This is a genomic window from Pyxidicoccus trucidator, from assembly GCF_010894435.1.
Lineage (GTDB): Bacteria > Myxococcota > Myxococcia > Myxococcales > Myxococcaceae > Myxococcus > Myxococcus trucidator.
The window spans coordinates 318,256-331,340 of sequence record NZ_JAAIXZ010000011.1 but is presented as its reverse complement, the minus strand read 5'-3'; the positions used below and the strand labels follow the sequence as shown (position 1 = coordinate 331,340).

The following is a 13,085-nucleotide window of genomic DNA, read 5'->3' as shown; positions in this document are numbered from 1 at the left end:
CCGCGCCTTCTACCGCGCACGGCGCACGGCGGGGCACGGGCCGTGGGGGGCATGCGCCCACTGGCCCACACTCGCTCAGCGGCGGCGCACCAGCCAGCTCCGGCCGGACTGCGCCACCACCACCAGCTCCGACTGGAGCCGCTCGCCGAACACTTGCGAGGGGTGGACGCCGCGCACCAGGAAGTGGTCGTACCAGACGCCCTGCGTGGCGTAGTCCATCTGTTGCGGATGCCACTCGGAGGGGAAGGTGGGGGGCACCTCTCCCGGGTAGCGCAGCGGCGAGTGCGGCGTGGACGCGAAGGTGAAGTTGGGCACGCCGCCGCGCGCGCGGGCCAGCACGGCCGCGCCATGGAGGAACACGGGGAAGCGCACCACGCGCGAGCTGCTGTCGAAGATGAGCCCCATGACGCGAGGCCTCGGCGCGGTGGCGGCCACCAGCGGCTCCCACTCCCCGGCCTCGCGCGAGAAGGCGCGGTAGCCGCGCGCCATGACGAAGGCCAGCACCAGCGCGCACGCGAGGGCGGCCAGTCGCAGGGGGCGCCGCCACTCCACGACGGTGGCGGGCGCGGTGGCCACCAGCAGCGCCGCGGCCAGGTGCGCGTAGCGCGTGTTGAGGTAGTAGACGTAGCCGCGGATGTCGAAGGGCAGCAGGAAGTAGAGCGCCAGCGCCAGCAGGCCCAGCCCCAGCAGCCGCGCGCCGGCCACCGGCCCCCGCGTCGCCGGGCGTTGCGGTCGCACCAGGCCGGCCACCCACGCGGCCAGCGCCACCGCGCCCACGGCGTACAGCGCCCACCGGTCCGAGCCGTCCCGGAAGGTGTTGGCGAGCACGTCGAGGAACTCGGCCCGGTTCTGCTCGAAGCTCTTCCAGGCCAGATTCTGGGGGGAGAAGGTGGGCCCCCACGCCTTCCACGGCACCCCGGGCTGGATGTCCGGCGGCTCGCCGAAGCGCAGCACCACCCAGCCCAGGAAGAGCGCCACGCCGGGCACCACGCCCAGCAGCGCCGGCACGCGGGGCCGCAGCCTCGCCACGAGCCCCTTCGCGGTGGCGTCCTCCGGCACCGCGCTGGTGAGCAGCAGCCACGGCAGCCCGAAGGCGAGGAAGCCGAAGGCCTGCACGTGGAAGAGCAGCACCGCGACGAGGCACAGCGCCAGCCCGCCGGCCCAGGCACGGCGGCGGGGCACGTCCTCCAGCGCGCGCACGAAGAGGCCGCAGCACAGCAGCGTCAGCGGCAGCGCCGCGCAGTAGTTGACGAAGCCCCAGCCGAAGCTGTCGCCGTACGCGAAGGGCAGCGCCAGCAGCGAGGGCCACGCGGGCCGGCCCAGGCTCCGCAGCAGGAAGCCCAGCCCCAGCGGCAGTCCCACCACGTAGGCGGTGAGGAAGACGCGGTTGGCGGCCTCCAGGGGGAGCAGCCAGTTGAGCGCGCTGACGAGGTAGTAGTAGCCCAGGTACGGCGTCAGTGCGTGCCGCGCGGCGAACAGCTGCGGGTACAGCGTGGTGGGGTCATCCAGCCGGTGCAGGACGGAGATGAGGTACAGGTGCTGCGGCAGGTCCGCCATGGGCAGGTGGCGCGACACCCACAGGGGCAGCGCGCCCAGCACCAGCGCGACGGCGTAGACGAGTCGGTCGGGTCGGTTCGTCACGGAGGGCGCGGACTGTACGCGCCACCTCCCGCCCCGGCGAGCAACCGGTGGCAGCAGGCAGCCAGGTGTCGGGGGTAGGCAAAGGTACGGCCTTCGTCCTTGGCAGGGGGCGGGGGCTGCGGTATAGGCGCACGGCGAGAGTGGGTGCCGTGGCGGTATCCCGGAGGAGAACGGACATGACGCGCATCGCGACGCTGGTGGCCGCGGGGCTGATGGCCGGAGGGCTGCTGCTGGCACCGGGCTCGGCGCAGGCCTGCGAGGCCCATGCACGGGCCGCCGCGGAGGCGAAGAAGGCCGAGGCGAGCCAGGCGGAGCCGGGCAAGGCCGACGCGAAGCCGACGGACACCGTCAAGGCGAACCAGGCCGGCGCGGTGGACGCGAAGGGCGCGCGCGGCGAGGTGGAGCGTCCGCTGGATGCGCTGGACTCGCTCATCGCCGGCAAGTGTCAGTGCGGCAGCAAGGCGGACTGCACCTGCAAGAAGGGCTCGTGCGACTGCTCCAAGTGCCAGAAGCCCAAGCGGCAGGTGATGGACGCGCTGCGCGGCCGTCCCGCCGAATTGAAGCTCCAGGAGGCGCGCTACGACGCCTCCGCCGGCATCTTCATCTGACTGTCTCGGCGGAGCCCTTCTCCGCCTTGAGCACCAGCAGCGGGGGCAGGGCCATGCGCTCGAAGCGCACCAGCCCCACCGCCGCGGCCTCCCGGCGCAACTCGGCCTCGCCGCGCGGGTGCAGTCCCAGCTTCCGGTGCAGCAGCGCCGTGGGCGCTCCCGGGGGCACGTAGGTGCTGGCCACCCAGCGGCCACCGGGGCGCAGCACGCGCGCCACCTCCAACATCATCCGGCCCAGGTCGGCCACGAAGTGCAGCGAGCCGGCCATCAGCACCGCGCCGAGCGCGCCGTCCTGGAAGGGTAGGTAGGGTGCCTCCGCGCGCAGGAAGTCCACCGTCGCCCCGGCCTCGCGCGCCTGGGCCACGCCCTCCTCCAGCATGGCGCGGGACACGTCCAGGGCGGCCACGGCCGGGAAGGCCGCCTCTCGCGCCAGCCGCCGCGCCAGCAGCCCGGTGCCGCAGCCCACGTCCAGCACCGGCGCCTCCGGGCGGCCCAGCAGGCTCCGGTAGAGGAGGTACTCGCTGTCGCGGTCCAGCGACTGGCGGGTGAGGGCTCGCTCGAGGGCGGGGCGCACGTAGCGCTCATAGGAGCGCGCCACCCAGCGCTGCTCCAGGCCGCGCTGCACCGTGCCGGACGCGTGGTGCTCCGCCACCAGGTCCGCCACACCCTCGGCCACGGGGTAGGTGGCGCGGCACTCGCCGCAGCGCAACGGGCCGAAGAGCAGCACCGCGGCGTCCGCCTCCGGCTGGAGGCCGCCACGCCGGCACCGGGGACACCTCAGGAGGGGAACGAGCGCGCGCCGCATGGAGCCGGCAAGGCTACTGCCCCCGGCCCCACACGAGAACCGCTTTCAGGGACGCTCTCAGGCCGAGGGGGGCGTGCGGGGCACGCGCCGGTCCTCGGCCACCAGCACCGGCCAGCCTCGGGCCATGGCCTCTCGGAAGAAGGCCGCCAGCTCGCGCCGGCTGTGGTTCACCGCGCCCAGGAAGGGGTCGATGAGCGCCTCCTCGCCCAGGCTGCGCGGGGACGTGAGCTCCACCGGGTTGCCGCACCGCTCGCAGCGGATGGACACCTGGCGCACCAGCGCCACCGGCACCGCGTAGCGGGCCCCGCACTCGCCGCACTTCCACACCAGGGCGCGCTCGCCGGCCTCGCGCTTCGCGAGGTTCTCCAGCTCGTCCGCCAGGCGCAGCAGCGCCGGCAGGTCCTGGGGCGGCTGGGCGAAGATGGCGCACGGGCCGAAGCCCGCCTCGGGGGCGCCCAGAGTGGGGGGACGGTCCCCCTGCAACAGGGCGCGCATCCTGTCTCGTGCGCGCACATCGCGGAACTCGGCGCCCGTCAGGGCGCGCTCCACGGCCTCGTGCACCGGAGGCAACTCCGGCTCGAGGCGCTCATCGTCCGGCAGGGACTGGGGGTAGTTCACCAGTCGATGCCCGGGGACTGCGAGGAATCGGAAGGCCACGGCTGCTCCATTGCACCCCGCCCGTTCTGGCGCAAGACGCGAGTTGGCAAATGTCCGCTGCTGCGATTTCCCGCCTGCCCCTACTGTGACCACTCCAGCATCCGCTGCAGCGGCGCCCGGGCGGCTTCCCTCAGGTCCACCGGCATCACCAGCTCCGGTGAGCGGTCCTTCATGCAGCGCCAGAGCTTCTCCAGCGTGTTCAGCCGCATGTACGGGCACTCGTTGCACGCGCAGCCGTTGTCCGGAGGCGCGGGGATGAACGTCTTGTGCGGCGCCCCCTTCTTCATCTGGTGGAGGATGCCCGCCTCCGTCACCACGATGAACTTCTCCTTCGGGCTCTTCAGCACGTGGTCCAGCAGCCCCTTGGTGGAGCCGATGAAGTCCGCGTGCCGCAGCACCGCCGCCTCGCACTCCGGATGGGCCACCACCTCCGCCTCCGGGTGCTCCACCTTCAGCTGCACCAGCTTCTTCTCGCTGAAGATTTCGTGGACGATGCAGCTGCCCGGCCACAGCACCATGTCGCGACCGGTCTGCTTCATCACGTAGCGGCCCAGGTGCTGGTCCGGCGCGAAGAGCACCTGCCTGTCTTTCGGCACCTGGTTCACGATTTTCACCGCATTGGAGGACGTGCAGATGACGTCGCTCATCGCCTTCACCGCGGCGGAGCTGTTCACGTAGCTCACCACGAAGGCCCCGGGGTGCTTGTCCTTGAAGGCCTTGAAGGCCCCCGGTGGGCACCGGTCCGACAGCGAGCAGCCCGCCTTCAGGTCCGGCAGCAGCACCTGACGCGTCGGGTTGAGGATTTTCGCCGTCTCCGCCATGAAGTGCACGCCGCAGAAGACGATGACGTCCGCCTTCGTCGTCGCCGCCGCCTGCGCCAGCGCCAGGCTGTCCCCCACGAAGTCCGCCAGGTCCTGGACCTCGCTCTCCTGGTAGTAATGCGCCAGGATGACCGCGTTCATCGAACGCTTGAACTCCTGGATTTGCCGCCCGTAGTCCACCTCGGTGCCCATGGCACCTCCTTCTTGGAGCCGACATTTAACCGGGTCCGCGGGGATCGGCCAGGGTGCGGTTTACCCCACTGGCTGACGGCCGGGCGGCCGGGACCCAGGCTGCCGGGCCCTAACGAACATCTGCCCTGTCCTCATGCTGGGCACGATCTTCCCTGCGAGGTTCGTTAAGATGCCCGCCTGCACCGAACGCTATGCATGGGTTTCGGCCTCTGCGACCAGGGGCTTTCGGAGCATGGGGAATGTGAGACGGGCGCCGTCGGAGCACTGACGGGGGCCAGCACGACAATCCACATCTCCAGACCTGCCGGGGTTCGCTTCCGGAATCAGGTCTGACGCCCGGTGGAGGAGGACATATGACCGTGACGACGCGCGCAGTGCTGGTCGTGCACCCGGATGCGGAGTGTCGTACGCAGCTTCGGTCCGTGCTGGCAGGCTACGAGGTCTTCGAAGCCACCAACCGCCAGGAGGCGGTCGAATTCCTGGCACGGGCCCCCCCCGCGCTGGTTCTCACCCACCCGGAGCCCTTTCCCCGGCTGCTGAAGGATCTGGAGCGCTACGCGCCTCGGGCCATCCGCGCGGTGCTGTGTCCGCGAGACAGCCCCCGCACCCATCACAACCTGGTGGACGTGGCGGCCGCGGGCCACATGTTCTTCACGCTGGATGACGCGCCCGGCCCGGGGCTGCGCCGCTCGGTGCTGGACCTGCTGGAGCTGCGCGAGTCCGAGCGCCAGGTGCCGCGGGGCTCCCTGGAGGCGCGCTTCGTGGCGGACGGCACCGCCTTCCGCGCGGAGCTGCTGGACGTGGGGACGGGCGGGTTGGGGCTGCGGCTGCAGCCCAGTGTGCGCATCGAGCGGCTGACGCCGGGGACAGTCTTGGAGGGGCTCCAGGTGATGCGTGGCAGCGCCCTGGTGCTGCGCGCCGGCCATGCCACGGTGCGCATGGTGAGGCCCGTGCGCGGGCAGGACGGCGGCTTCCACCTGGGCGTGTCCCTGGAGCGCCCCGTGGAGCACTCCCGCTCCAGCCCCGCGCCGCTGCTGCAGGACGCGGTGCGCATTCGCGGGCTGCTGCGCCGCGCGGTGCGCGCGGGGGTGGGCTTCGGGCTGCGCACGCACGAGGGCAACCGGCTGGTGGACTTCGCCACCGCGGAGGTGCACCCCGAGGCCTCCCGGTTGATGCTGCGCGAGCAGTCGCGGCCCGGCGCGCTGTTCCACCCCGGTGACCTGGTGCAGCTGTGCCTGGACTTCGGTGGTGTGTGCCACGTGGGCACCACGGCCGTGATGGCCGTGGAGGAGAACGGGCTCGAGATTGCCCTGCCGCGCTCGCTCAGCCTGCACCACCGGCGCAACAGCCTGCGCTTCCGCTCCACCGCGGAGCGGCCGTTCGCCGTGTCGTTCGCCTCGCCCTTCACCGGGGAGCTGCTCTACCGCCCGCTCCTGGACCTGCACACCGGCGGCTTCGCCTTCCCCTTCGATGGCACCCACGAGGTCTTCCCGCCCGGACTGGTGCTGGACGAGGTGACCCTGCACCTGCCGGATGGCACGCGCTCCCGGTGCCGCGCCCAGGTGCAGGACACCGGGCTCCTCACCGCCATGGACGAGGGCGGCAGCATGATGCGCCCTCGCCGCTGCGGGGTGCGCATCCTCGAGCTGGCCCCCGAGGCACGCACCGCCGTCCTGGACGCGTTCATCACCGCGCGCTGCTCGGACGCGCGCGACGGCTCGGAGCTGGCCTTCTCCGACATCTGGGACCTGTTCCGCGCGGCGGAGGTGCGCTTCCCGGACTACCCGTACCATGACGGGCCTCCCCACGAAGCGCTGCTGGCGGGCCACCGCACCCTCGGCAACGGCACGCATGGCCTGTCCAAGACCATCGTCTACCAGCGCGAGGGCCGCCTCTACGGCCACATCTCCGGCCTGCGCATCTACTCGCGCACCTGGCTGTCCCAGCACCTGGTGGTGCGGCCGGGCTACCACCGCCACGAGTCCATCTCCCAGGAGCTGGTGGCCCTGGCGGCCGACTACGCGGAGAGCCTGGAGGACGTGGAGTACCTGCGGGCCCTCTGGCGCTGCCGCAACCGGTGGACGTCGCGCATCTATGGCGCCATCGCCAGCCGCCTGGAGCGCCCGGGGCTGAGCTGCCTGCACGCCTTCACCCCCTGCCGCCTGCCGGTGGATGCCGCGCTGCCCCCGGCGCGCGAGGATTTGCGCGTGCGCGTGGCGAGCACGTCCGACCTGCGGTGGCTGGAGCAACACCTGCGCGAGACGCAGGACGTGGTGCGCCTGCGCAGCTCCGACCTGGTCGAGGGGGAGATGTCGCTGGGCACGCTCGGGGGGCGCTACACGGATGTGGGGCTGCGGCGCGCCCGCTCCATCGCCATGGTGGAGGGCCGCGACGGGCCCAAGGGCTTCGTCCTCATGGAGGACTCCTCGCCCGGGCTCTTCTGGGCCGAGTGGTACAACGCCTTCTCGCTCGTCATGGTGGAGCAGGACGCCCGGGAGGCGGACGCGGTGCGCCACGCCTTGGTGAAGCACGCGGTGGGGGACGCGGCGCGGCGCGGACGTCCCACCGCCGAGTGCCTGGCCACGGACGCCGACCTGCCCTCGCTGGAAGGGCTGGGCTTCCACAACCTCGGCAAGGTGATGGAGTTCACCGCCCACCGCCAGCTGGTGCGTGACTGGAACGCCTACCTGCTCGCCGTCTTCGAGCGACTGGCCGCCCACACCCGCGGAGGCACCAAGCCGGACGACAAGGACATCGCGGCATGACCTACCTGATGGAGTCGGACGAGGAGGTTCGCCGACTCAGGGCCCAGGCGAGTGCCAACTCCTATGCGGACCGGCTGCGGCTGACGGGCCTGGGGCCCGGCCAGGTGGCGCTCGACGCGGGCTGCGGCCCGGGCATCATCACCGCGGAGATGCTGGACGTGGTGGGCCCCCGCGGGCGGGTGGTGGCCGTGGAGCCCATCGCCGAGCACCTGGCGGCGGCGCGCGCGCTGCTGGCGGACCGCCCCAACGTGGAGCTGCTCCAGGCGGCACTGCCGACGCTTCCACTGCAGGCGGACACCTTCGACTACGTCTGGTGTCAGTACGTCTTCGAGTACCTGGGCGAGCCCCAGTCCGCGCTGGAGGAGCTGGTGCGGGTGGCCCGCCCCGGAGGCCGGGTGGTGGTGGCCGACATCGACGGGGTGGGGCTGTGGAACTGGCCCTTTCCGGAGGACCTCCAGCAGGAGAGCCAGAAGCTGCTCCAGGCCCTGCGCGAGGCCCGCTTCGACGTGCACGCAGGCCGGAAGATGTTCCACCTCTTCCGGCGCGTGGGGCTGGCGGACGTGCGGGTCCACGTCTCGCCCTTCTACGTGGCCGCGGGCGCGGTGGACTCGCGGCTGCATGAGGACTGGGTCATCCGCTTCCGCACCTTGCGCCCCCTGGCGGAGCGGGCCTTCGGTGGCGTCGCGCCCTACGACGCCTTCTGCCAGCGCTTCCTGGCCCTCCTGGATGACCCCGACACCCTCAAGTATGCGATAGTGTTGACGACGGAAGGAGTGAAGCATTGACGGTTGTCTCTGCAGACGTGGCGGCGGCACCGCCAGCCCCCGACACGCCAGAGATCAGCGTCAGGACGTTTCGTGCCCTGCTGCTGCACTACGAGCGCACGTACGGGCGTGAGCGGCTGCTCCAGGTCTGGCAGGCCGAGGGGCTGCCGCTGTCGCTGGAGTACGTGGAGACGCTGACCAACTTCGTGTCCCTGGACTTCACCGAGCGCCTCTTCGAGGCGCTCGACCGGGACTCGGGGGACCCGGACTTCATCACCAAGGCGGGCCGCCGCATCGCCAGCCCGGAGGCCGTGGGCTTCCTCTTCTACATGATGAAGGCGCTGGCCACGCCCCGCAGCGTCTACCAGCGCGGGCTGGAGCTGGACCACACCTACAACCGCGTGGGTGGCTTCCACATCCTGCAGCTCACCGACTCGTGGGTGAAGGTGCAGTACATCAGCAAGATTCGCGAGCGGAACCGCAACCTCTGCCGGACGCGCCAGGCCAACCTGTCGGCCTTTCCCACCGTCTGGAACCTGCCCCTCGCCGAAGTCACGGAGGTGCAGTGCCAGGTGCAGGGTGCGCCCTGCTGCGAGTACGAGTGCCACTGGCAGAACCTGCCGCCCCTGGCCTGGCGCAGCGTCGCGGGCGGGATGATGGGCATGCTGGCGGGGCTGGTGTCCGGGACGCTGGACCTCGCGTCCTCGGTGTTCGCGGTGTTCTCGCTGGGCGTGGCGGGCATCGCGCTGGGCACCTGGCTGGACACGCGCACGGCGCTGCGCCGCAAGGACGCGCAGCTGTCCGAGCAGCACCATGGCCTGCGCACCTCCCTCGAGGACCTGCAGCGGCGCAACGAGGAGATCTTCCGCACCAACGTGGCCCTGGAAGACCGGGTGGCGGAGCGCACCCAGGCGCTGTCCGAGGCCAACTCCAAGCTGGAGGCTTCGCTCGCCCGGCAGCAGGAGCTGGACAGGCTCAAGAGCGAGTTCTTCGACAACGTCAGCCATGAGCTGCGCACGCCGCTGACGCTCATGCTGCTGACGCTCGAGTCGCTGGAGCGCCGGCACGAGGACTCGCTGCCTCCGGCGGTGCGGCATCACCTGGTCACCATGGACCGCAGCGCCCAGCGGCTCTTGCGGCTCATCAACAACCTGCTGGACCTGGCCCAGCTCGAGTCGGGCAAGGCCCGGCTGCGCTACCAGCCGCTGGAGCTGAACGGCTTCCTGAGCTCGGTGCTGCCGCCCTTCCAGGCCATGGCGGACCGGCAGCGCCTGTGGCTGCGGCTGGAGGGCGGCTCGGTGACGCCCGTCCAGGTGGACCACGAGCGCATCGACATCGTCTTCCAGAACCTGCTGTCCAACGCGCTCAAGTTCACCCAGCAGGGCGGGGTGACGGTCCGCCTGCGCGAGGACGCCACGGACGTGCACGTGGAGGTGGAGGACACCGGCCCGGGCATCTCCCCGCAGGACATCCCCGTCATCTTCGACCGCTTCGCCCAGGCGGACAACAGCGGCACCCGGCGCTTCGGCGGCACCGGCATCGGCCTGGCCCTGGTGAAGGAGACGCTGGAGCTGCACTCCGGCGGCATCTCCGTGACGAGCGAGCTGGGCAAGGGGTCCACCTTCCACGTGCGGCTGCCCAAGGGGACGGCCCACATCCGCGAGGACCTGCGCGAGCGTCGCCGGGCGGACTCGCCGGTGCGGCGGGAGCGGCGCACCTCCGGCTCCTTCCCCACGCTGGACACGGCCGGCCTGCCCGGCTCGGGCTCGACGTCCGCGCCCGCGAAGGACCATGTCGGGCCGGGGCTGGAGTCGCCCCGCGTGCTGGTGGTGGAGGACGACGCGGAGATTCGCGGCTTCATCGCCGGCCTGCTGGCGCAGCACTACCGGGTGCTGGAGTCCGTCAACGGCGAGGAGGGGCTGCAGCGCGCGCGGACCGAGCGGCCGGACCTCATCGTGTCCGACGTGATGATGCCCATCATGTCCGGCCTGCAGATGCTGACGGCGCTGCGCAACGACGCGCGCACGGTGGACATCCCCGTCATCCTCCTCACCGCGAGGCAGGAGGTGTCGGCCAAGGTGGAGGGCCTGGGCACGGGCGCCAACGACTACCTGGGCAAGCCCTTCAGCCCGCGCGAGCTGCTGGCCCGCATCGAAACCCAATTGCGCCTGCGGGAGGCCGCGGTGCGTGCCGCGGAGAACGAGCGACTGGCGGCCATCGGCCTGCTCACCTCCGGCTTCGCGCACGAGGTGCGCAACCCGCTCAACGGGCTGATGAACGCGCTGGGGCCGCTCAAGAGCGCGCTCGGGGGCGGGCCCTCGGACCTGGAGATGAGCCGGACGATGCTGGACGTGGTGGAGGAGTGCGGCCAGCGCATCCGCCACCTGGCCGAGTCCCTGCTGTCCTTCACCCGCACGAGCGACACGCCGCTGGCTCTCTCGTTGACGTCCTCGCTCGACTCCACGCTGAGCGTGCTCGCCTGGCGCGTGCCCTCCGGCGTCACGGTGGAGCGCGCCTACCAGTGCCACGAGCCGGTGATGGGCGACCCGGGCACCCTCAACCAGGTGTGGCTCAACCTGCTGGACAATGCCCTCCGCGCGGTGGGCGAGCGGGGTCGGGTGGAGGTTGCCACGTCGCGTCAGGGCGACGACGCCGTGGTCACCATCAGCGACAACGGCGTGGGCATCCGCCAGGAGGACATGGAGCGGCTGTTCCAGCCCTTCTTCTCCACCCGTGCCGCGGGCGAGGGCACCGGGCTGGGACTGGCTCTCAGCCGCCGCATCATCATGCGGCATGGCGGCCAGGTCTCCCTCAGCAGCACGCCAGGGGAGGGGACGAAGGTGGAGGTGCGGCTGCCCCTGCGTCCTCCGCTGGCCCCGCTGTCCGGGGCGTCCTCCGCCTAGCCTCGCGCCCGCCGGCTCGCCTGCGCCGGGCCCGGGCCGCCTGCCCGCACCCGCGGTGGGGCGGCCCATTCACCGGGTAGGGAATTCTGGATGTGCCCAGGTGTCCTCCTGGGCATGGCCGGCGTGTCTGCTACAGTCACGCTCCTTTTCCGTTACACCCGTCCCCCCAAGGAAATCAGCGCATGCACGCAAACGCTGCAGGGCTCGCGGAGGCGCCCAAGGGCCACCCGCGCGGGCTCTACCTCCTGTTCTTCACCGAGATGTGGGAGCGCATGTCGTACTACGGCATGCGTGGCCTGCTGGTGCTCTTCCTCACCGACAAGGTTGGCGGCTGGGGCTGGTCCACCGCGGATGCGCTCGCGCTCTACGGCACGTACACGGGCCTCGTGTACCTGACGCCCATTGCCGGCGGCTACATCGCCGACAACATCATCGGCCAGCGCAAGGCGGTGGTGTTCGGCGGCACGCTGATGATGATTGGCCACCTGTTACTGGCGCTACCCGGGGAGAGCATCTTCTACGCGGGGCTCGGCTTCCTCATCTGCGGCAACGGCTTCTTCAAGCCCAACATCTCCACCATGGTGGGCGGGCTGTACGCGCCCGGTGACGGCCGCCGCGACGGCGCCTTCACCATCTTCTACATGGGCATCAACCTGGGCGCGGTGCTCGGCAACTTCATCTGCGGCACCCTGGGCGAGAAGGTCGGCTGGCACTGGGGCTTCGGCGCCGCCGGCGTGGGCATGCTCCTGGGTCTCATCACCTTCCTCGGGCTGAGCCGCGGCCTGCTCGGCCAGGTGGGCCTGAGCCCCGAGAAGACGGCCGCCGAGCGCCTCGAGGCGTGGAAGCGGGTGGGCATGTACGCGGTCGCCACCGCCGGCGCGGTGGTGGTCTTCTACGGCCTCAAGCAGGTGCCGGCCCTCGTCGAGCAGTCCTTCCTGCGCTTCGTCATCGCGGGCCTGGTGTTCGCGGGCGTCGCCTGGGCGGGCAACAACGCGCTGGCGAAGGGGCAGTCCCAGGCCCAGGTGGAGGCGGGCGCGCTCACGAAGCAGGAGAAGGACCGCGTCATCTCCATCTTCATCATCGCCATCTTCGTCGTCCTCTTCTGGATGGGCTTCGAGCAGGCCGGCGGCCTGATGAACCTCTACACGGACCAGAAGGTGGACCGCGGCCTGTTCGGCTGGCAGGTCCCCACCACCTGGTTCCAGAACTTCAACTCCGCGTTCATCGTGCTGCTCGCCCCCGTCTTCGCCGCGCTCTGGAGCCGGCTGGCCGCGCGGGGCAAGGACCCGAACGTGGCGGTGAAGATGGCGTTCGGCCTCATCTTCATGGGCGTGGGCTTCCTCTTCATGGTGGGCGCCTCGCGTGAGAGCGCCACCATGGGCAAGGCGGCCGCCTGGTGGGTCATCATGGCCTACCTCTTCCACACCGTGGGCGAGCTGTGCCTGTCGCCGGTGGGCCTGTCCATGGTGACCAAGGTCGCCCCGATGCGGATGGTGAGCGCGATGATGGGCGTGTGGTTCCTCGCCAACGCCGCGGCCAACAAGCTGTCCGGCGTGGTGGGCGGCTACAGCGAGCAGATGGGTGAGGGCAGCATCTTCCTCTCGCTCGTCGCGGTGGGCGTGCTGGGCGGCGGCCTGCTCTGGGTCCTCAGCGGCAAGGTGAAGGCGCTGATGCACGGCACGGACGAGGTGAAGCCCGCCGCGCCGGCCTCCGCCACGCAGGGCGGCTCGGTGGCGGCGGCCTGAGCCCCGCCCCCCGGTGCGTCCCGAGCTGACTCCGGGACGCCGTTGTGACGAAGACGCCGGCGTGCCCGCGAGGGTCGCCGGCGTCTTTCTTTCTTCCACCCTCGCGGCTGCCTCCACCGTTCCCGGTTGCTCACCGCTCCCGGCCTCCAGGGCTCATGGCCAGGGGCCTGGCCCCCTCCTAGCT

At 71.3% G+C, this 13,085-nt stretch carries 9 protein-coding genes; 5 read left to right on the top strand and 4 right to left on the bottom strand.

What is annotated here, in order from left to right:
• Positions 1-75 precede the first annotated feature (75 nt).
• The gene (locus tag G4D85_RS29395) at positions 76-1,641 is read right to left on the bottom strand and encodes a hypothetical protein (protein WP_205525764.1); all 1,566 of its coding nucleotides are present in this window, start codon (positions 1,639-1,641) and stop codon (positions 76-78) included.
• Between the two features lie 176 nt (positions 1,642-1,817).
• On the opposite strand from G4D85_RS29395, the gene G4D85_RS29390 reads away from it, so the two are divergent.
• Complete coding sequence (locus tag G4D85_RS29390; protein WP_164017326.1) at positions 1,818-2,249, top strand: metallothionein; 432 nt, start codon at positions 1,818-1,820, stop codon at positions 2,247-2,249.
• On the opposite strand, the gene G4D85_RS29385 is transcribed toward G4D85_RS29390, so the two are convergent.
• The 3 genes from G4D85_RS29385 to nadA all read right to left on the bottom strand — a co-directional run bounded on the left by G4D85_RS29385 (position 2,242) and on the right by nadA (position 4,724).
• Positions 2,242-3,054 carry a class I SAM-dependent methyltransferase gene (locus G4D85_RS29385; protein WP_205525763.1) on the bottom strand — a complete coding sequence of 271 codons (813 nt, stop codon included), beginning with the start codon at positions 3,052-3,054 and terminating at the stop codon, positions 2,242-2,244. The genes G4D85_RS29390 and G4D85_RS29385 overlap by 8 nt on opposite strands.
• Positions 3,055-3,111: 57 nt before the next feature.
• Positions 3,112-3,711, bottom strand: coding sequence for a zinc ribbon domain-containing protein (locus G4D85_RS29380; RefSeq protein ID WP_164017325.1), 600 nt, complete (start codon positions 3,709-3,711; stop codon positions 3,112-3,114).
• An 80-nt stretch (positions 3,712-3,791) separates the two neighbouring features.
• Positions 3,792-4,724, bottom strand: a complete 933-nt coding sequence (gene nadA, locus G4D85_RS29375) for a quinolinate synthase NadA (RefSeq protein WP_164017324.1) — start codon at positions 4,722-4,724, stop codon at positions 3,792-3,794.
• Between the two features lie 353 nt (positions 4,725-5,077).
• Between nadA and G4D85_RS29370 the strand changes: the two genes are divergently transcribed.
• The 4 genes from G4D85_RS29370 (at position 5,078) to G4D85_RS29355 (ending at position 12,901) form a co-directional block, all read left to right on the top strand.
• Positions 5,078-7,489: a response regulator gene (locus G4D85_RS29370; RefSeq protein WP_164017323.1), complete on the top strand. Its 2,412-nt coding sequence runs from the start codon at positions 5,078-5,080 to the stop codon at positions 7,487-7,489.
• Positions 7,486-8,274: a methyltransferase domain-containing protein gene (locus tag G4D85_RS29365; protein WP_164017322.1), complete on the top strand. Its 789-nt coding sequence runs from the start codon at positions 7,486-7,488 to the stop codon at positions 8,272-8,274. Before G4D85_RS29370 ends, G4D85_RS29365 begins: the two co-directional genes overlap by 4 nt.
• The gene (locus G4D85_RS29360) at positions 8,271-11,156 is read left to right on the top strand and encodes an ATP-binding protein (protein ID WP_164017321.1); all 2,886 of its coding nucleotides are present in this window, start codon (positions 8,271-8,273) and stop codon (positions 11,154-11,156) included. The genes G4D85_RS29365 and G4D85_RS29360 overlap by 4 nt, the downstream gene beginning before the upstream one ends.
• A 182-nt stretch (positions 11,157-11,338) precedes the next feature.
• Positions 11,339-12,901: a peptide MFS transporter gene (locus tag G4D85_RS29355; RefSeq protein WP_164017320.1), complete on the top strand. Its 1,563-nt coding sequence runs from the start codon at positions 11,339-11,341 to the stop codon at positions 12,899-12,901.
• The last annotated feature ends 184 nt before the right edge of the window (positions 12,902-13,085 follow it).